The organism is Chitinophaga dinghuensis, from assembly GCF_003259435.1.
In the GTDB taxonomy this organism is placed as follows: Bacteria; Bacteroidota; Bacteroidia; order Chitinophagales; family Chitinophagaceae; genus Chitinophaga; species Chitinophaga dinghuensis.
This window is the reverse complement of the sequence record NZ_QLMA01000008.1, coordinates 266,591-287,567: the sequence shown is the minus strand read 5'-3', so window position 1 is coordinate 287,567 and position 20,977 is coordinate 266,591. Positions and strand designations below refer to the sequence as shown.

Annotated in this window: 15 protein-coding genes and 1 tRNA gene; 13 read left to right on the top strand and 3 right to left on the bottom strand. The window is 44.6% G+C overall.

Annotated features, from left to right (window positions below):
- Nucleotides 1–7 precede the first annotated feature (7 nt).
- The 4 genes from CLV59_RS22955 to CLV59_RS22940 are packed head-to-tail and all read left to right on the top strand — an operon-like array spanning nt 8 to nt 5,084.
- Entirely contained in the window at nt 8–1,231 is a 1,224-nt protein-coding gene (locus tag CLV59_RS22955) for an ABC transporter permease (RefSeq protein WP_111594414.1), read from the top strand.
- Between the two features lie 10 nt (nt 1,232–1,241).
- Nucleotides 1,242–2,426, top strand: a complete 1,185-nt coding sequence (locus CLV59_RS22950; protein ID WP_111594413.1) for an ABC transporter permease — start codon at nt 1,242–1,244, stop codon at nt 2,424–2,426.
- Between the two features lie 8 nt (nt 2,427–2,434).
- Nucleotides 2,435–3,808 carry a sigma-54-dependent transcriptional regulator gene (locus CLV59_RS22945; protein ID WP_111594412.1) on the top strand — a complete coding sequence of 458 codons (1,374 nt, stop codon included), beginning with the start codon at nt 2,435–2,437 and terminating at the stop codon, nt 3,806–3,808.
- Nucleotides 3,789–5,084, top strand: coding sequence for a sensor histidine kinase (locus tag CLV59_RS22940; RefSeq protein ID WP_245950933.1), 1,296 nt, complete (start codon nt 3,789–3,791; stop codon nt 5,082–5,084). The genes CLV59_RS22945 and CLV59_RS22940 overlap by 20 nt, the downstream gene beginning before the upstream one ends.
- Here the strand turns inward: CLV59_RS22940 and CLV59_RS22935 are convergent.
- Nucleotides 5,077–7,944, bottom strand: a complete 2,868-nt coding sequence (locus CLV59_RS22935; RefSeq protein WP_111594411.1) for a triple tyrosine motif-containing protein — start codon at nt 7,942–7,944, stop codon at nt 5,077–5,079. The two genes, CLV59_RS22940 and CLV59_RS22935, sit on opposite strands and share 8 nt — an antisense overlap.
- A gap of 174 nt (nt 7,945–8,118) precedes the next feature.
- Here CLV59_RS22935 and CLV59_RS22930 point away from each other — a divergent pair, with 174 nt between their 5' ends.
- Complete coding sequence (locus CLV59_RS22930; RefSeq protein ID WP_245950932.1) at nt 8,119–9,876, top strand: cellulase family glycosylhydrolase; 1,758 nt, start codon at nt 8,119–8,121, stop codon at nt 9,874–9,876.
- A 54-nt stretch (nt 9,877–9,930) separates the two neighbouring features.
- Nucleotides 9,931–11,136 carry a family 16 glycosylhydrolase gene (locus CLV59_RS22925; RefSeq protein ID WP_211324017.1) on the top strand — a complete coding sequence of 402 codons (1,206 nt, stop codon included), beginning with the start codon at nt 9,931–9,933 and terminating at the stop codon, nt 11,134–11,136.
- A 114-nt stretch (nt 11,137–11,250) separates the two neighbouring features.
- Here the strand turns inward: CLV59_RS22925 and CLV59_RS22920 are convergent, their stop codons facing one another.
- On the bottom strand, nt 11,251–11,730 hold the full coding sequence (locus CLV59_RS22920; RefSeq protein ID WP_111594543.1) for a glycine zipper domain-containing protein: 480 nt from the start codon (nt 11,728–11,730) through the stop codon (nt 11,251–11,253).
- A 180-nt stretch (nt 11,731–11,910) separates the two neighbouring features.
- Between CLV59_RS22920 and CLV59_RS22915 the strand changes: the two genes are divergently transcribed.
- Nucleotides 11,911–12,858, top strand: coding sequence for an ABC transporter ATP-binding protein (locus CLV59_RS22915; protein ID WP_111594410.1), 948 nt, complete (start codon nt 11,911–11,913; stop codon nt 12,856–12,858).
- A 142-nt stretch (nt 12,859–13,000) separates the two neighbouring features.
- On the top strand, nt 13,001–14,863 hold the full coding sequence (locus CLV59_RS22910; RefSeq protein ID WP_111594409.1) for a M1 family metallopeptidase: 1,863 nt from the start codon (nt 13,001–13,003) through the stop codon (nt 14,861–14,863).
- A gap of 182 nt (nt 14,864–15,045) precedes the next feature.
- Here the strand turns inward: CLV59_RS22910 and CLV59_RS22905 are convergent, their stop codons facing one another.
- Nucleotides 15,046–15,759, bottom strand: a complete 714-nt coding sequence (locus tag CLV59_RS22905; protein ID WP_211324016.1) for a CDGSH iron-sulfur domain-containing protein — start codon at nt 15,757–15,759, stop codon at nt 15,046–15,048.
- 117 nt (nt 15,760–15,876) lie between these two features.
- On the opposite strand from CLV59_RS22905, the gene CLV59_RS22900 reads away from it, so the two are divergent.
- The 5 genes from CLV59_RS22900 (at nt 15,877) to CLV59_RS22880 (ending at nt 20,971) form a co-directional block, all read left to right on the top strand.
- The gene (locus tag CLV59_RS22900) at nt 15,877–16,368 is read left to right on the top strand and encodes a DinB family protein (protein ID WP_111594408.1); all 492 of its coding nucleotides are present in this window, start codon (nt 15,877–15,879) and stop codon (nt 16,366–16,368) included.
- A 237-nt stretch (nt 16,369–16,605) separates the two neighbouring features.
- Nucleotides 16,606–16,678 (top strand) — tRNA-Lys (locus tag CLV59_RS22895).
- 257 nt (nt 16,679–16,935) lie between these two features.
- Nucleotides 16,936–18,195 (top strand): site-specific integrase, encoded by a 1,260-nt coding sequence (locus tag CLV59_RS22890; protein ID WP_111594407.1) that lies wholly within the window; start codon nt 16,936–16,938, stop codon nt 18,193–18,195.
- Nucleotides 18,196–18,393: 198 nt separating this feature from the next.
- The gene (locus CLV59_RS22885; protein WP_111594406.1) at nt 18,394–19,404 is read left to right on the top strand and encodes a hypothetical protein; all 1,011 of its coding nucleotides are present in this window, start codon (nt 18,394–18,396) and stop codon (nt 19,402–19,404) included.
- A 277-nt stretch (nt 19,405–19,681) separates the two neighbouring features.
- Nucleotides 19,682–20,971 (top strand): hypothetical protein, encoded by a 1,290-nt coding sequence (locus tag CLV59_RS22880; RefSeq protein WP_111594405.1) that lies wholly within the window; start codon nt 19,682–19,684, stop codon nt 20,969–20,971.
- The last annotated feature ends 6 nt before the right edge of the window (nt 20,972–20,977 follow it).

Below are 20,977 nucleotides of genomic sequence, written 5' to 3'. Positions count from 1 at the left end.
TTAACAGATGCTGAAAAATTATTTTAAAATAGCCATCGCAGTACTGAAAAGACGGAAGTTCTTCACCTTTATCAGTCTCTTTGGTATCAGTTTTACGTTGGCTACCTTATTGGTGCTGACTTCATTCCTTGATAAGGTTATCAATGATGAATACCCTGATGCCAAACGTAGCCGCTCCATATACGTCACAGGTATAGAAGAGAGGGGAAAAGGTACCCGCAGTAGTTCTGCGCTTTCACTAGGCTATGTGAATAAGTATATACTGCACATGAAAACGCCGGCTGCGATTGCTTTTCATAGCATGCAAATTGGGACTAATGCATATCATAATGGTAAAAAGATTAGCGTTAACTACAAATTTGTCAACAGCGTTTTCTGGGATATAATGGAGTTTGACTTCCTACAGGGCAAGCCCTTTTCCGCCCAGCAAGTAAATAGTCTGGATAAAGTGGCGGTCATCTCCCAGGACCTCAGCGACGCTTACTTCGGTATCGGAGAACCCGCTGTGGGAAAATACCTGGAAGTAGGTAACGATAAATATCGTATATCCGGCGTCGTTAAAAATGTGCCTGCAACGGCCTATATGTTGAATGGCGATATGTACATCCCCTATACCTTATCGCAGGATAATCCGAATGAGCAAACCTATTTTGGTTCCTGGAATGCAGTACTGCTGGCCCGCAGTAAATCGGACATGCCACTGATACAAAAGGAATATGAGGATATTATTGCCAGATTACCACATTCTGATAAACGATTTACAAAGACGTTGAGTAATGCGGATGAATACCTCGATGCGTATATGCGTGCAGGTAATCAGGATGGAAAGAGTAAAACCTGGATCTACACCGCACTCGGTATTTTTGTATTCCTGATTGTATTGTTGCCTGTAGTAAACCTGGTGAATATCAATATTACCCGGATTATGGAACGTTCCTCTGAGATCGCCGTCAGGAAAGCATTTGGAGCAACCGCGAATACGCTGGTTTATCAGTTTATAGTAGAGAATATTATTCTTACACTGCTGGGCGGTTTGTTTGGTTTACTGTTGGCGCAGTTTTTCCTCTGGATACTCAATGGCGCAGCCCTGTTGACGAATGTGCACCTGACACTGAATCTTACCGTATTGTTTACCGGACTGCTGATCTGCCTGATATTTGGATTTCTGTCTGGCGTATACCCGGCATGGAGAATGTCCAGATTCCCGATCATAAAGGCATTGAAAGCTTAAAAATATCACTATGTTCAGACATCTTTTAAAACTCATATGGAATAAAAAGAAACATCATCTGTTATTGGTGGTAGAAATTTTTGTCTCCTTCCTCGTTATATTCTCACTGACAAGTATGTTGGTGTACTATTATCGTAACTATATGAAGCCGGCAGGTATTGACGACAGAAATATCTGGCAGGTGAACTATTATGATGTAACCAAGCCTAAACAAATAGATTCGCTGCGACAGTTTTATGCCATGATGTATCAGCAGTTGAAAAATACGAAGGGTATTGAAGAAGTTTCTTTTGTCTCCAACAATACGCCCTATTCTGCGAATATGCACCGAAGCTCTGTGGGAATTAATAAGAGAAATGCGGAGAATACAGATATTTACGAGGGTACAGAAACCTATGCATCCCTGTTAGGTATGCAAATGGAGAGCGGGCGTTGGTATACCAAAGATGATATGGCCGGGAAATACCCGCCTGCGGTAATAGGCGTCGCGTTGAAAGAGGAATTGTTTCCTGATAAAAATGCAGAAGGACAGGTGGTGAAAGTGGATGATACGGAATATAAGGTGGTGGGTGTTGTGAAAGAGGCCAAATACAGAGGAGATTTCCAGGAATCAGGGAAGTCGGTTTTCATTCCTTTGGATACTTCCTCCTTGAAACGGAATACCACCATACTGATGAAGGTGAGTCCCGCTGTATTCAATGATGCTAATTTTGAAGGACAGGTATACAAACAACTGGTGTCCTGGCTGAAAGGCGTGAATATTGAAATACAGCATCTGGATGAAAGACATAGAAGTATGGATCGGCTGGCTATTATTCCTGTTATTATACTGCTGATCGTGAGTGCATTTCTCATCATCAATGTGGCTCTCGGTACTTTCGGGGTACTCTGGTATAACATCAATAAACGTAAAGGCGAAATAGGTCTTAGAAGGGCCATAGGCGCTACCGGCATGAATGTCAACCAGCAGTTAATCGGGGAGTCTATGGTGATCGCTACACTGGCATTATTGCTGGGCTGTTTTTTTGCCGTCCAGTTTCCGTTATTACATGTGTTCGATATCGCTTCCAGTACCTATATCATCGCCATGGTTTTGAGCGTTTTGTTTATATATTTGCTGGTATTGCTGTGTTCCATTTACCCAGGAAAACAGGCAGCTGCCATATTCCCGGCTACTGCGCTACATGAAGATTAATTGAAAACATGATACTGATTGTTGATGATGATATAGCAGTTAGAACCTCATTGCATTTGATGCTGGAAACGCAACATTTTCCGGTAGTCAGTGCAGACACTGCGGATGCAGCCCGGCTTAAGCTGGCGCTGCATCCGGTGTCGTTGGTGATACTGGACATGAATTTCAGTCTGGAAACTTCCGGAAAGGAAGGACTGGCCCTGCTTCGGGAGATCCGCGAAGACTATCCCGCTATTCCGGTGATCCTGATCACTGGCTGGGCTACTATCCAACTGGCTGTGGAGGGCATGAAGCTGGGAGCCGCTGATTTTATCAATAAACCCTGGACCAACGATTACCTGCTGCAATCCATCCGGACAGCCTTACAGTTGAAGGAACCACCCACGGAATCGCATACACGCAAAGAACTGAATGAGCGATTCCAATTTGGTCAAATAATAGGGGAAGATCCACAACTGGTACAGCTCCTGGAAACCATCGGGCGAGTGGCCCCCACAGATGCCCCGGTACTGATTACCGGTGAAAGTGGCACTGGTAAGGAATTGATCGCGGAAGCTATTCATCAGAACAGTCTCCGTCATGGCAAACCTTTCGTGAAAGTGAATCTGGGCGGTATTTCCGCCACACTTTTCGAAAGTGAAATGTTCGGCCATGTGAAAGGCGCTTTCACCGATGCCCGCAATGACCGAACGGGCCGATTTGAGATGGCCTCAAAAGGGACCATCTTCCTGGATGAAATCGGAGACCTGGACCCTGCCAGTCAGGTAAAACTCCTGCGGGTATTACAGGACCGCACCTACGAAGTGTTGGGTAGCAGTCGCACCAAAATGGTGGACGTTCGCGTCATATGCGCTACCAATCGTAATCTGGAAGAAATGGTACGAGACGGACTTTTTAGAGAAGACCTGTTATATCGAATTAACCTGATCACTGTAAAATTGCCTGCATTGCGGGAACGACCAACAGATATCCCCCTGTTATTAGATTTCTTTACTTCCAATCTGAAAGAGATTTATCGTCGTCCTGGGCTGGGAGTGACGGCTGCTGCGGTGAAGTGGCTGCGTCAGCAATTATTTCCCGGTAATATCCGTCAGTTTAAAAACCTGGTAGAAAGAACCATTTTGTTAAGTCCCCATGACATGCTGGATACAACCGATTTTCAGTCACAGTTATCCGCTACTGCGGCAAATAAATCAGGCCGTTCCCTACCGGCAGTAGGAGAGCTGACCCTGGAAGAAATGGAAATATTGATGATCAGGCGCGCGATGGAATTCCATCGGAATAAAGTGGCCAAAGCTGCGGCATCACTGGGCCTCACAAGGAGTGCTTTGTATCGCCGGTTAGAAAAGTATAACATTCCTTATGATGAAACTGAAGATTAAATACCTCTTATTTATCAGTATCCTTCACCTGCTGGCATTGGTACTTGCCTGGCATGTTTTCCGCCAGGAGAAGGTATGGTTCATCGTTTCGGAAATATTTGTACTGTGTTCCGCAGGGATAGCATGGCGTCTCTATGGTCAGTTGATACGGCCACTTGGCTTCCTCATGCGAGGAGTAGATGCTATCCGCGAAAGAGATTTCAATGTAAAGTTCCGTCCTACCGGACAAATGGAAATGGACCGGTTGATCACAGTATATAACCAGATGATTGATGAGCTGAGAAAAGAGCGTACCAAGCAGGAACAACAACATTTTTTCCTGGAGAAATTAATCCATACCACCCCAACGGGCATTATTATCCTGGATTTTGAAGACCAGGTACAGGAGGCGAATCCAAAGGCATTACAACTGCTGGAAACCACCGCAGCTGCTATTTACAAACGGAGTATACTGGAATTGAAGCATCCCGTATGGCAGGAAATTGCGGCGCTTAAATCCGGAGAATCCCATACTATCACGATTAACGGCGTCTCTACCTATAAAATTCAAAAATCGCATTTCATAGATCGTGGTTTTCCCCGCCATTTCGTGATGGTGGAAGAACTGACGGCAGACATACTGGCCGCAGAAAAGAAAGCCTATGGTAAGGTGATACGGATGATGGCGCATGAGGTGAATAATACCATTGGCCCGGTGAACTCCATTCTGCAATCTGTTCAGAAAATGCAGTCCGGACATGCCAGTCAGTTGATGATGGATAGTCTGCAAGTGGCTATAGACCGTAATTACAGCCTGAATTCCTTTATGCGTAATTTTGCAGATGTAGTGAGACTGCCATCTCCCCAGCTTCGGTCAGTAAACATCAATCAGCTCCTGGAGCATGTAGGGGTACTGATGCAGCCGGTTGCAGCAGAGCGAAATATAACATTGCATATTTCCTTACCACCGCAACCCTTACTCATTGCAGCAGATAAACAACTGCTGGAACAGGCCCTGATCAACGTAGTTCGCAACGCCACGGAATCTATTGGCCGGGAGGGTAATATTCGTATATCCCTGAACGGTAGTACGCGTCTTTTAACCATCACAGATGATGGGCCGGGAATCCCGGAAGCATTGGCGGATCAATTGTTTACGCCCTTTTTTAGCAGTAAGAAAGATGGGCAGGGGATAGGGCTCACACTGGTGAAGGAAATTCTTTTGCAGCATGGGTTTACTTTTGGGCTGCAAACAGTGGCGCCCCGGCAAACAGTTTTCAGTGTAGCGTTTAGCTAGCGACTTCCAATAAGAAATCGTACAGATTGATGTCTCCGGAAATATCCAGTTTTTTGCGCAGGCGATATCGGCTGGTTTCCACGCCACGTACGGATATACCCATGGTTTGCGCAATTTCTTTTGTACTGAGATTGATCCGCAGGTAAGCGCATAGTTTTAAATCAGTCGTGGTTAATTCAGGAAATTTTTTCTTTAAGGTCAGGAGGAAATTATTGTGTACTTCATCAAAGTGCCGGGAGAAGTCGGCCCAACTTTCTTCGTCGTTTTCTGCTTCCTCAAAGAGTTTCATGACTTTCCTGAATTTAGGCAGCGGGGAAGGATCTGATAGTTTCTTCATGGATTCCAGCAGGGCTTCTTTAATATCTGCGAGGGTTTTTCCATTCTGCACTATATTCATGGCGGCGGTGGCCAGTTCTTTGTTCTTGTGCTGTACGTCTGCCTGCAATTTATCATTTGTCAATTTCACCAGCTGCATTTCATTTCTTTCTATTTCCAGTTGATGTTGTATAATCAGTTGTTGTTGCTCCTGGCGGTGTTTCTCCTGTTGTGCAGCCAATCTGCGTCTTTGCCGCCGTCTGATGGCGATAATCAGTAATACTAACAGTAACCCATATACGCACCAGGCATACCAGCTTTGATACCAGGCTGGTTCAATATAGAAGCTATAGGTAGCAGGAGTAGAAATGTTTCCCAGATTATCTCTTACGACTACACGAAAAGTATAATGTCCGAATGGAATATTGGTGTATTCCTTTTCCGTTTTGGAGGTCCAGGTGGAAGGCTCTTTGTCGAAGCCCTGTAACTGGTAACTGTATTGAATATTATTGCCGGCGGCAGCAGCAGGCGACGAAAATTCAAACCTGAAATTACGCCAGGCATTTGGTAGCGAAATCTCTGCTAAAGCGCTGCCATTGGAGTATCCGCCGTAGAGGAGACTGTCTTGTTGCTTGCTGGTGGTAGTGATGCTTCCCATGAGCATCATGGGGCCAGTGTGTTGCTGACTGTATTTCCGGTAGTTCAGGTGCAGGATACCTTTATCGCCTGCGAAGAAAATGTTTTCATCATTATAGGGATAGATAAATTCGAAACCGGTAATGATCTTATCGGAGAGCTCCGGGAAATAGATAATGCGTTTTGTCTGGACGTCGGCGAGGCCGACTTTTCTATCAGATACAAACCAGATGTTTCCATGCGGGTCCTCCCGGAGGTACTGAATAGCGATGTTGCCGAAAAGCGCCTGCCAGTGGGGAGAGGGACGGAATTTGTGACTATTGCTGTCGAATTCGTATAGCCCTGCAGGTGTGGTGACCACCATTTTCCCCGCCAACGTATAAACGAAATTGTTGTAGTTGGAGGGCAGGCCGTCTCCCTGGGTATATAATGTATACTGCAATGAATCAGCAGTGAATTGCAGGTGATAGATACCGCGGTAAGGATGCGAAGACCATACATTGCCGTTACCATCCGGAGCGAGAAAGCGCAGGGATTCATACAAGCCATTGATATGCGGTTGCACTCGGAATTGGTTGTTTTGTAATTGCAGTGCAGATAAACCGGTATAACAGCCAGCAATCAACCGATTTGTGATGGGCAGATAGATCCAGCTGCCGGTGCCTTCCAACAGCGCTGTGGCTTTGTTTTGAACGATCTCGTAAGTGCCTTCGCTATGGCCCATGAGCAGGTGATCCTCGTATTGACTGAGTCGCCATACCTGGCCGGAAGTATTGGGGATGCGGCTAAAACTACTCCTGGAAAGGCTGTAATCTGTATTGCCGTCCAGTGGCGTTACATAGAGTCCATCGATGGTACCGATGTAAAGCTGATTTTTAAATACGGCTGCTGCATAAGCCCCGATGAGATTGTTTTTATCTGGTGCAATACGCTGAATGGCGGCATTGTACTGAATATGATCGATCCCATTTTCCAGCGCCATCCATAGCTGTTGACTCTCATCCGCGAATATTTTCAGCACATTGTTGTTCTGCATGCCTTCATCGCGGGAGAAGCGTTGCAGCACTTTACCACTTGGCAGATCGATAATGTAGCAGCCATTGGAGAAAGTGCCGATGGCATATTGGCGTTCATTTAGTTTGAGTCCGCAGTAAATATGTGTGTTTCGGAAGACGACATCTGCAGCGGTATGTACGGGGATCACCTGGTCGTGAAATATTTTGACGAGTCCGTCTTTCACGGTTGTTACAAGGAGGGTATCATTGTTTTCCTCCAGGAAAGCGGTAATCACCAGTTGTTTGTCTGTTACTGCGCTGGAGTATAGTTTCCAGCTATTGTTTTCAAATCTATATAGACCAGTGTTATAGTCTTCCGCATAAAGATTTTTACCAGTGCTACCTAGTATTTTCCATTCTATGGCGGCAAGGGAAACGTCAATTTTACCTTTATTATCGAGGCGGAAAATCTTGTTGTTGGTGCGGAAGAAGTAATGATCCTGGAAGGGAACAATATTCCATACATCTGCGAACTGCTGGTAAGCTTTGGGGATATTGGGTTTAAGGGAAGTGTATTGCAGGCAGCCTTGCAGATTGGGGGCGAAATAGCCGAATTCGTCCTGGGCGCCAACGTAGATCCGTCCGTTTTCTCCCACTTTCACGCTGCGCACCCTTGTTTTATTGGGTACCTGGAACAGATGCCAGTTGCTGCCATTGAAAGTGATGAGTCCTTCATTGTTGGCAAAGAAGAGCATTCCTTTCTGGTCGATATCGATGTCCCATGTTTGTCCATTGCCTTTATACGTCATGCGATCATAGCTGGCAATGGCAGGTAAGCCAATGGTATGCTGAGCAGATAACGTGGTGCAGGCAAAAGACAGTACGTGGAATAACAGGTACCGGATAAACTTCATAGTAGTAAATGTAAAATATTTTTCGGGTAGTAGGTATGTAGTAGACAACTTCCTTTGATTACAGGCAGTTTCCGAGTGTATGTAGTAGAAATGACGTAGTGCAGAAAGTGAATAATTTCAATGGATTATAGATTTTAGCGTTATAGATTTTTGTATTTAGAAACGGCTCATTTTATGCGATTTCACGGTTATGATACCTCCTGGTCCAGGAGGTGGGTAGTATTGTCCATTATCTTTTTAGGGTTTGGAATGTTGGCTAATGGTCAGGGATATCTGAAAGCCAAGGGACCTATTATTGTAAATGAAAAAAACGAGAAAGTCATACTCCGGGGTATGGGATTGGGCGGATGGATGTTGCAGGAAGGATATATGTTCCGTTTAGGAAATATTGGTCAGCAATATAAGATTCGGGCAAAGATACAGGACCTGGTAGGGCCGGAACGTACAGAAACCATTTACCAGTCGTGGATAAATAGTCATACCCGGAAGGCGGACATGGATTCGTTGGCGAAGTGGGGGTTCAATTCTGTGCGACTTCCTATGCATTATCAGTTGTATACTTTGGCGGTAGAAGATGAACCGGTGGCGGGTCAGCAAACCTGGAAAGAAGAGGGTTTTGCCCTAACGGATTCCCTCCTGGCCTGGTGTAAGGCCAATCGCATGTATCTGATCCTGGATCTGCATGCCACTCCGGGTGGGCAGGGACATGATCTGCCTATCTCCGACCGTCATCCGGAGCGGCCCTCTCTCTGGGAGAGTGAGGCTAACCGACAGAAAACGATTGCCTTGTGGCGCAAATTGGCTGAAAGATATGCCAACGAGCCATGGATTGGCGGTTATGATATCATCAATGAACCTAACTGGGGATTTGAAGATCCTGCGGATAAAATCGGTAACAAAGAAAAGACCAATGCCCCCCTGAAGAAACTGATGCAGGATATCACTGCCGCTATCAGGGAAGTAGATAAAAAACATATTATCATCATTGAGGGAAATGCTTTCGGCAATAACTACAATGGCATTCTGCCTGCCTGGGATGATAATATGGTCCTGAGTTTTCATAAGTACGGCAATTTCCCTGACAGGGCTTCCATTGCGAAGTTCCTGGAGTTGAGAGCGCAGTATAATGTGCCTTTATGGATGGGCGAATCGGGGGAGAATTCGAATAACTGGTATCAGCAGGTTATTAGTCTCGTAGAAAGTAACGACATCGGATGGGCATGGTGGCAGCAGAAGAAGATAGGAATCAATCAGCCTATGGAGATGAAAGTCGCTCCCGGCTACCAGGCGATTCTCGATTATTGGAATGGGAAAGCTCCTGCGCCTGGCGCAAATGAAGCCTATCAATCTCTCCTGGATTGGGTATCCGCTACCAGGGCTGAAAATACAGTCGTGCATCCGGATGTCATTGATGCGATGTTCCGGCAGATACATAGTACAGCCGCTATTCCGTTCAAACAGCATGTCATCACCAATAGCACCAGTATTGCAGCGGTGGATTATGACCTGGGTCGTAACGGATATGCGTATAACGACCTGGATACTGCCAGTTATCATTATACGCCTGGCGTGAATACCAGAGGGAACCGGGGCGGCGCTTACCGCAATGATGGAACAGATATCAGAAAGGCAGATGGAGAATATGAGGTTTTCAGCATAGAAGATGGAGAATGGTTACAATATACAGTAGAGGTGCCGAAAGCGGGCAATTATCAGATCGGCATTAAAGCGGCGAAAGACAGTGGCGATGCCGTTTGCAGCATTTTAGTGAATGGCCGTAAAGCCACTGCGGATGTAGCAGTGCCGGCAACGGAAGGTTGGCAGCAGGTTGCCATGGGACAGGTAAAACTGACGAAGGGTACGCATCGTATCCGCATTTATTTCAACAAAGGAGGTTGTTTATTACAGCAGCTGACATTTAAAAAAGTATAACCATGAACTTAATATATCACCCCTCAATTGTTAACTTTTATAAGTGTAAAATCCATGAAAGCAAATCCATTCCACGTGGGCGCATTGCTGATGCTTGCCCTTATTTCCTGTTCCAAGGAACCTAATAAAGTACTGCAGTCTGCCGAAAGCACAACAACCAAAGCGGCCGTAGAAGCAGTAACGTATAACCTTATCTGGTCGGATGAATTCAATGGCACAAGCGTAAATACAAGTAACTGGAATTTTGAAACTGGTCCCAACAACGCAAACAACGAAAAGGAATATTATCAGGCCGCCAATGCTACTGTCAGCAATGGTAACCTGGTAATTACCGCTAAGAAGCAATCCGTGGGAGGTATGCCATATACTTCTGCGAGAATGAATACGGCGGGCAAATTTTCTGTTACTTATGGCCGTATAGAAGCGAGGATTAAGCTCACCTCCGGACAGGGCCTCTGGCCTGCCTTCTGGATGCTGGGCAATAATATTGGTTCTGTAGGCTGGCCTAAATGTGGCGAAATAGATATTATGGAACGGGTGAATACCAGTAATATTATTTATGGTACTATTCACTGGGATTCCAATGGACATGTGTCCTACGGCGGTAACCTGACCACTACGCCGGATGATTATCACGTATATGCGGTAGAGTGGGATGCCAGTGGTATCCGCTGGTTTGTGGATGGCACACAGTATGTGTCTGCCAACATCCAGAACAACATTAACAACACCGGCGCTTTCCACAATCCATTCTTCATCATACTGAATCTGGCGGTAGCGGGCGACTGGCCTGGTCAGACGGTAGATGAAAGTAAACTGCCGGCAAACATGTATGTAGACTATGTAAGAGTTTACTCCATGACCCAATCTGGCGGCGGTGGTACTGCGCCTATTGGCCAGACGATTACGCTGAAAGGCTTCAATAATGCTTTTGTAAGCAGTGAGAACGGTACACAGGCCATGACCTGTACCCGTGCTACCGCACAGGGCTGGGAGCAGTTCACTGTAGTAGATGCCGGCGGTGGAAAGGTAGCGCTGCAGGCTATGGGAAAATATGTTTCATCAGAAAACGGCGCCAGTGCGATTACTTGTAACCGCACTACTATTGGCGACTGGGAAAAGTTTGACTGGATCGTGAATGCAGACGGTACAATATCGTTACGGGGCAATAATGGGCGGTATATTTCCTGTGAAAACGGGACGCAGCCTATGACCTGCAACCGGACAACGATATCCGGCTGGGAAGCTTTTCGTATCTAGTTATTTTGGGTGATGTATCAGGCCACGCTTTCCAGCGTGGCTTTTCTTTTTTATAGCAATAAAAAATGCCGGACTGAATCAGCCCGGCATCCCTAAATTTTTTATCGGAAGATATTACTGTTGTGCAGCTTTTTTCTTTTTCGCATGGTCTACAATTGCGCCAGTACCTGCGCCTACGCCAGCGCCAATGAGCGTGCCGATGGCAGCGCCTTTCACGTGGTCTTTGTTAACGATAGCCCCGGTTACAGCACCAGCGCCTGCGCCTACCACAGCGCCTTTAGCAGTATGACTCCAGGAGCCGAAGCCTTTTTTCTTCTTAGCAGTGGTGGCTGCAGGAGTAGCAGCTGTTGCCGCAGAAGATCCCTCTTCAGGAGCATTGTAGGTAGCAGGACTGTAGCCCGCTTCACTAGCGCCTTTTTTATGATGATGACCGGCTTGGTTCATAGAATCAATGACCTGTTGTTTCACCAGATTGACATTGTTGATGGAATCGATGGTGGCTTTTTTGGCACTTTCGATGGCTGCCTGATCAGGTTGGCCTTTGCAGGAGAACAGTACTACAGCGGCGGATACGGCTACAATTACTTTACGCATTACGGTTAAAATTTTTTTGTTTTTCCCTCTAGCAAGGGGATCGGCCAAAATTATGCCATTTTTCGGACTGCAAATATAATATATTATAAAAAAATCACAAGACATGGATGTGTGATAGAGTAAAAGCAGTGATTTTTAATCATTTTGAATACCTTTACAGCTTCAATTATTCGGTGGTATATGCGTTTTTTAGCGGTAAATGGAATCAACAAGCAGTTGCAGGATCAGCCTGTGCTGAAGGATGTTAGCTTTAATCAGTTACAGTTTCAGAAGCTGGCCATTGCGGGCGCTACTGGGTCGGGGAAGAGTACTTTACTCAAAATTATTTCAGGCCTGGTACAAACGGATGAAGGCACGGTCGATTTCCTGGAAAAACGGGTGAAAGGGCCGTTGGATGTATTAATTCCAGGTCATCCGGGTATTGCCTATTTATCGCAGCATTTCGAGTTGCGTAATAATTTCCGGGTAGAGGAAATCCTTGAGCGGGATAATAAACTAACAGAGGAAGACGCCATGCATGTGTATGAAGTATGTCGTATCACCCATCTGTTTAAAAGAAAGAATGACCAGATATCAGGAGGAGAACGTCAGCGGGTGGCGCTGGCCCGGTTGCTGACCACCGCGCCGCAGTTGTTGGTGCTGGATGAGCCGTTTTCCAATTTGGATATGATTCATAAGCAGCAGTTAAAGGATGTAATCGCGGATATTTCCAGCGAGTTATCCATTACCTGTTTACTCACTTCCCATGATCCGCTGGATGTATTATCATGGGCGGATCGTATCATGATTATGCGTCATGGAGAGGTGGTGCAGGAAGGTACGCCGCAGGAAGTATACCTGCATCCGCAGGATGAATATTGTGCAGCGCTCTTTGGCAAATTTAATCACCTGGAGGCAGCACAGGCGGCAGTATTAGGAATCAAAACCGCGGAAAAGTCGATTTACATCCGTCCGGAGAAGATTGTACTTGCGGAGAGTGACGGGATAGATGCGAAGGCATTATCCGTGAAATTCTTTGGCAGTTATGAAGAGGTGCAGTTGCAGGCTGGAGATATCCCATTGCTGATGAGCGCTCATCCGGGCGCAGTGAAAAAAGGAGAGACCGTGAAGATACGTGTCGAGCTATAAATAGCAGTACTAACGGTACCGAATAAACGTTGTTAACCCCTGGAATGCCATGCCCGTTTAACCCGGTCTGTTTCCGGTTATAAATCTGCCCCTTGTAATAACCAGTATTTTTCACGAAGTTCGTTAGACCATAAACTGCTTTATGAGAAGATACATTTTATTATTGACTGCTATCCTGGGATGCTCTGCCATAAAGGCCCAGGAGCTGTATATGCCCCGTAATATCAAAAATGCCTACAAAGCCCAAACCAGGGATATGAGTGGTAAACCGGGTGTAAATTACTGGCAGAATAAAGGGAGATACGATATCCAACTGAAGGTAGCGCCTCCCACCCGCACCGTATATGGCACCGAAACGATTACTTATGTGAATAACAGTCCCAATGACCTTTCCCGGTTACGTATTCGGATGAACACGAATCTGCACAAGTATCAGGCTCCCCGCGACGGTTATCACAGCATGGATTTCCTGGATAGCGGCGTTGTAGTACAGCGTTTTGTATGTAACGGCAAGGAATTGGAATTTTCAAATGATGTAGGCACTGTGGGCGTAGTGGAGCTGTCGTCTCCCATTAAATCTCACGACAGCGCCAAAATTGAGATCACCTGGCGTTACGATCTATCCAAAGAAAGTGGTCGCGAAGGGATGATAGACGCTACCACCTGCTTTATGGCATATGCCTACCCTCGTGTATCCGTATATGATGATTACAATGGCTGGGACGATATTCCGCATACCGACCGGGCAGAATTCTATAATGATTTCAATGATTACACTGTTGCAGTTACTGTTCCCAAGGACTTCATCGTTTGGGGAACCGGCGATCTGCTGAATGCAGCAGAGGTATTACAACCGGAAGTGGCAAAGCGACTGAAAGCGTCCTATACAGCCAATGAAACCATGCATATTGCCACGCAGGAAGACCTGGACGGACATAAAGTAACTGCGCAACAGGATTGGAATACCTGGAAATTTGCTGCGAATCATATTACAGATGTCACCTATGGCGTAAGCAATCATTATGTATGGGATGCCTCCAGCGCATTGTTGGATACGGCGAGTGGCCGCAGAGCCAGCGTACAGGCAGCTTATAAAGCAAGTGCCGCCGACTTCCAGCATTCCGTTGAATACTCCCGTTATGCTTTGGGATGGTTTTCCAATCACTGGCCTGGCGTGAAATATCCGTTCCCGGTTATGACTGCGTTCCAGGGGTTTGCCGATATGGAATATCCTATGATGGTGAATGATGCGACAGTGGGCACTAACTTGTCGTTTGCCCAGTTGGTGCAGGATCATGAAATTGCGCACACTTATTTTCCATTTTACATGGGGATTAATGAAACCCGCTATGCCTTTATGGATGAGGGTTGGGCTACTACTTTTGAATACCTGATCGGTATTTCGGAGAAGGGACAGCAGGCAGCGGATGATTTCTACAAACGTTTCCGGGTGCAGTATTATACCAAAGACCCATCTACTGAAGAAGATCAGCCGATCATCAGCATGTCTACACAGGTAAGTGGAATAGGCTATGGCAGCAATGCTTATGGAAAGCCTTCCCTGGCTTATCTGGCATTGAAAGATATGTTGGGAGACGAGTTGTTTAAGAAATCGCTGCATGTATATATGGATACATGGCATGGGAAGCATCCTATTCCGTGGGACTTTTTCAACATCTTCAATACCGCTTCTAGTAAGAATTTGAACTGGTTCTGGAATAACTGGTTTTTCTCCAATAACTATATAGATCTGGCCGTTGGCAGTGTGAAAAGTGGTAACATCACTATTAAAAATGTGGGTGGATTTGCTATTCCGTTTAACTTGGTCGTTGTAACCAAAGATGGACAAGAATTGCAATACCACTATACGCCATCCGTATGGCAGGCGAATCAGAAAGAGTTGGTGCTGAAAGTGCCGGTGAAAGAAGCGCTGAAGGAAGTGCGACTGGAAGGCGGACTGTATATGGATGCGACTCCGGCTGATAATACCTGGAAAGCGAATTAATAAAAAAATATAGATAGATGAATGTCCCCAGCAGGCGTAATGCTTGTTGGGGACATTTTTATTTTAGCCTTTTGTGGGAGTCTGCATTCCATTGCCAATAGGAGATTTTAGATTTTTTTTGGAAGATAAAAAAGCCCCAACGGTCATAAACCAATTGGGGCGCTGTATAAACGGGGTATTTATTAAGGTTGGAGGTTGTCTTTGAATTGTATGGCGGCATGGGAGCCATCGCAGAAAGGTTTGTTTCTGGAGGCGCCGCATCGGCAGAGGGTTACGCGGTTACGTATTTCGTAGGGGGTACCTTTTTCGTTATGGATAGTGATACCGCCTTGTACGTAATAGGGGCCGCTGATATTTTTGGAGGGATCTTCCACTACGCCGATGGCGGGTGGTAGTTCTGGCTCAATGGGTGTTTGCGTGTCTTTGTCCCATGCCATGAGTCGCCCGCTGGGGCATTGGTGTACTTGTTTGAGGAATTGTTTTTTCACGGCGGGATCGTCTGTATGTTCTATCATGCTCCATACCTGGCCGTTGGGGTCGCAGAATCTTGCGAAGGCGCAGAGGCCTTCCGCATCGGTGAGGAGGGTATCGGGGCCTTCCATCAGGCCTGCTTGTTGCAGATAGGAGCGGTGGTGGGGATTGGTAGTGCCGTTGAATGGAATGTTCAGATGGGATTTATCGCAGAACGGTTTGTGGGCGGACTGGCCGCATCTGCATAAATACACGGGATCAGACTTAGACTCAAATTTTTTTCCTGGCACCCATTCGATGGATTCGCCTTCATCGTTGGTACCGATGGTCATTAATTGCAGCGGGATATTGCCTTTTACTTCGTAGGGGCCATTTGGAGTGACGGACACAGACATGCTGTCTGGGGCTGCGGGATGTGGTTTCATGGGGAAGAATTTGTCTAAGGAACAAACATTTTAAAAAAAAGTTGTTATTCATAAAATACTACTGACATAGGGTTGTCACTTCAGCATTTTTACTTTGTATCACAAAACAGAAGTATTATGAACATTATTGAAATTCTTCAGAAGGAAATGGAGGAGGAAGCAGTAACCACCCGTAAGATGTTGCAGCGAGTACCGGCGGAAAAGCTGGACTGGCGGCCTCATGAGAAAAGTATGCCGATGGGTATTCTGGCTACGCATATTGCGGAACTTACAGGCTGGGTACCGATGGCGTTGAATACTTCAGAGCTTGATTTTGCGGTAAATGAATACAAACCTACGATCGTTACTTCCAATGCCGAATTAATGGAGCATTTTGAATCGAACCTGAATAAGGGCAGGGAAGGGCTTGCGAAGGCGCAGGAATCTCAGTTATCGGAGCGTTGGGTGCTTCGTAATGGGGATGTGATATTAAGTGATAGCAATAAATTGGAAGTTATCAGAATGGCATATTGCCAGATTGTGCATCACCGTGCGCAGTTGGGCGTTTATCTGCGACTCCTGGACATACCGATTCCAGGCAGTTACGGGCCAAGTGCAGATGAACACTAGGCTGCAAGGAGAAACAAAAACTGGGGCAAGGTAATGTTGTACGGGCGCAACATTACCTTGTCACGTTGACGTATATACGCAAATTTGTAAAATATTTTTTCCTTTGAAATAGGCTACAGTAATGGGTTTTACATTTTTGTAAATAAAAATGTTTCAAAAATATTTTGCAGGAATGAATATTTTTCTATCTTTGCACTCCCGTTACAAACAAGGGTATCACGGTGAAAGCAGTGATATGATTCCGTAGCTCAGTTGGTAGAGCAATACACTTTTAATGTATGGGCCCTGGGTTCGAGTCCCAGCGGGATCACAACAAGAATATCAAAGGTTATTAAAGCCGCTTAAATCACAGGATTTAAGCGGCTTTTTTGTTTTTGCCAATTAAAGGTAAATCATACAAAACGAATCTGAAAGGATACAAAAAAGGATACACAAAACAGTTTTACTTTTAGTGTATCCTTTTTTCTGGTAAAGGCTTATCAGTAAAGGGTTTTAGGACTTACAAACCGATGTAAAACAAACCAAACAAAAACAAAACCAAACATCGGCACTAAAACTTTATGGACTATGAAAGTAAGCCAAGAATTTTCTATCCTCTTTCACCTTCGGTATGATAATAACAACTCCGAAGGCAAAGCAACGATCTGCGTTCGTATTACTGTAACTGGTTTTCCCAGAGATGGGTTTTCACTGGGTTACAAAGTTGACCCCTCAAAGTTCAACAAAGATGCGGGTGCCATCATCGGTAAATCTGCGGAAGCAATTGAAATTAATAATCACTTGCAGCATGTAAAAAGTGAACTTATCCGCCATTACAATCTCCTGAAAGCGATCGACACCACCGTAACCCCAACGATGATAAAGAACGCCTACAACGGTATAAACCGGGATAAGCGAACGCTTTTAGAAGTCTGCGATTTCCACAATGAAAAATTCCAGGAGAAGGTGGACAAGGATAAACGTAAAGGTAGCAGTATGAAAAAGTGGGTTACTACAAAGGAAAGAATTTCAGGTTTTCTCTCCAGTGTTTTTAAAATGAAAGATATTCCCTTGGGCAGGATTGAATATTCCTTCGCTGAAGATTTCTTCGATTACCTGACCTTAACGGTAGGTATCCAGGACAACACAGCTATGAAGTACGTGAAAAATACAAAGCAGTTACTGAAACTTGCCGTACAACGTAAATGGTTAAACGCTAACCCGATTGAAGGTTACGCCTGTTCCTATATCAATCCTGAAAGAGATATTTTAAACGCGCAGGAGTTGAGTGTACTTTATCATAAGGAATTTAGCATTCGCCGATTGCAGGAAACAAAAGACGCTTATCTGTTTATGGCTTTAACCGGCTATGCTTACAAAGATGCCCTGTTGCTTACCCGCGATAACATCGTGAAATTCTTCGATGGTGAAGACTGGATCGTTAAAAACAGGGAAAAGACCTGGTGTCGTGAAAACGTTCCCCTGTTGCCTATTGCAAAAGAGATCCTGAAGAAATACGAAAATCACCCGTACTGTATCGCCAACAATGTTTTATTACCTATCAACAGCAACCAGCGGTTTAACGGTTACCTGAAAGAAGTAGCGGACCTTTGCAGCATAGATAAAAACCTGACAACCCACACCGCCCGGCATACCTTCGCCACCACAGTAACACTAGCCAACGGTGTACCATTGGAAACAGTGAGCGCCATGTTAGGCCATAAGTCCATCCGGACGACACAGATCTACGCTAAGATTGTGGCTTCAAAGGTGAGTCAGGACATGAAAGAGTTAAAGACTACATTTAATTTGATAATACCAAATTCACTTCTAAGTAATGTGGCCTAGAGTTACAAATGGTCTATGTCCTCCCTGTGGTCAACTTCTTTAAAGTATGAATATCATACTTTAAAGAAGTTGAATGGTAAGAATAATTAACGAATATACAGGTAGATAAATTGGTTCATAATATTTATACTATTTTAGTAATATTCCAGATTTATAATTATACTAAGATATTCCCCCAATTTTAAAAAATATCAGAGAATGAGTATTCCACCGATTTTTTACTTTGACCTAAATGTTTTTAACAAGATCGAGAAGATTGACACTCTTGAGGGAGCCGAGAAAGAGTTCTATCAAAAATTAGAACAAATGGCAGTCAAAGGCGATATCCTGGTTCCTTATTCTAATGCACATATGCGCGATCTTGTCCGTGGATATCAGAAGAGCAAGGAATATATAGATGGTCATTTGGCAACAATCGGACGAATAACACAGAATCTTTGTGTAACTCAATATTGGAATGAATCAAAGGTTAGGTGGCACCAAAGAGATGTAAAGGATTTTTTTCAGGACACATTAGAGGATGCTCCAATAAATAGCTTTTACAATTTATATAAAGGAATAGATGATGATAATCCCTTAATGCAGATGGCAATAAGGGCACATCAATCAAGATGTGAATTAATGAAGCTGCAACCCATTAATCCGATTTTTAAACAAATTTATAAGGAAGATCCGATCTTTGGCCATATATATCCTCTTACTAGGGAGAATATGAACCTATTCTCCCTCAATGAAGACCTTTTGAACTTTTCCCAAAATGTGAAAACTGATTTCGTACTTTACAAGAATTTTAGAAAATATTTAGGTACTCTAAGGCAAAAATTTCCACAGTTGGTAAAAGAATATGGGGTAACAGATATCTTTCAAAAAATTTCAACTTTAAATCCAGCTCATCTTACATGGGAAGGGATATGGGATGATCTTTCGTCTAAATATAAGCCTTCTTCTAACCCAGACATGGACCGTATGTTCGATCTTTTTGTAAAGACGGATTTCAATGGGTATAAGCAGGATGAACGATTTGCGAATCTGGTGGATGATGCCCTTCATACCTGTTATGGAGCTCACTGTAATGTTTTCGTTACTAATGATAACCGTTGTTTCGAGAAAGCTAAGGTTGTATACAAAAAGTTTGCCCCACATGTGCATTTAATTAAACCTGGAGATATTTTGGCTTTGATGAAAACAAACAATTCCGTAAAAGAATAAATTCTTAGCTAAAACATGAAAAGTTTAAAGGCTTCCTTTAATTTGGCCGTTCCGGAGTCTTTATTACTCAGCCCAGTAGCATAGTGGCCTATTTCGTAGGTGACCGGCGCCGGTCACCTATTAGTACAAAACCGACATTAACAACTGGTTAACAGATGGTTATGTTCTAAACCTATTTATTGCAGACCTTGTTGTATTAGCTGGACCCTCCCCCGGCTTTCCATATCCTTAATAACCACTGACACCAAACTATCTGGCGCTAGAAAAACCGAGTTCCATGCAGCAGACCTTTCAATTGGCCTATTTTGAAAAACTGATTAGAATTGATCTTAAAACGAAATTTCAGCAACACAAAAAACCGGAAGCGAATTATCTTACTTCAGTAGTTGATGAGGCGGCAAAGCATAAAGACCGGTTAATACAAGACTTCAGCCAACAGCTTTATGATCTTGGGAAAAGGAAGCAGGCCGACTGGCATGTGCAGAATTGTCAACACCGGCTTATTCAATTGATGGACTTGGCCACCGAACATCTGGACGCGGAGGACATATTGAACCGGACCGTTACACTTCCGTCTGATTCCTGGCGATACCTCTACCGATTTTTGTACAGGATACTAGCCGAAATTCTTTCTTTTATTGAATCGCAGTATCCGCGACACATGGACATAGACTACAAAATTCCCGACTCATATTTGTACCTGGCACAAGAAACCTTTGTGGCTACTATGATGCTGTTGCAGGAAAAGTCCGAAGACGGAGAGGTAGAAGCTTTATTAATCCCGATACTAATACAGCCCTTTGAGGACTTTCTTGAAATAGAACACCCTGGACAATTTATCAGTTATAGCCACCTACATTATTTAACGAAACTTAGTAGTCGGATACGTCAAATCCTTGACAGTTGCCACTCTGAGATAATTACCGAAAGCATAGAATCGGAACTACATGCTTTAAATTTCAACTCCCCTGCATACTTACAGTACTGGGCCGACCGCGCCAGTAAAGAAATAGAGCAATTACCATCCTCACGGGACCGGCTAAACCGCCTGATTTTTCTTCAGAAAAAAATCGCCCAGACCCGTACCAAACCAGGTATTAGTTTAAACAGACTTCACGACTCTTTACGGAATCAGCTATTGTGCTGGATTTCGGCGGAAATCGCCTACCAGAAGGAAAGAGAAGTCATTTCATTATCCATCCATTCGACAGGAGAGCTTGACCGGTGGAAAGATTTTAAGGTGCAGACTGGTTTTTCAGTTCCACAGATGGGCGCTATTCTGAAACTCCTTTTTGACAGTGGCTACTACCTGAACAAAAACAAAACGGAGCTGCTGGACTTCTTCTCTTTTTTCTTTACCTCAGCAAAGCAGGACGCGGTTTCCAGCCAAAGCCTGCGAAGCCATTTTTATAAGGATAGTGCCGCAGTGTCCAGAGCTGTACAGGAAATCCTGGGAGAGCTGCTGGACATCTCACAGAAAGGCATCAACGTTTTATGCTGCTTTATCTGGAATCTGTATGTTTTCCATGATTTCCTAGCGTTAAGTGACTGGTTAGACCTATTCTAAAATAAT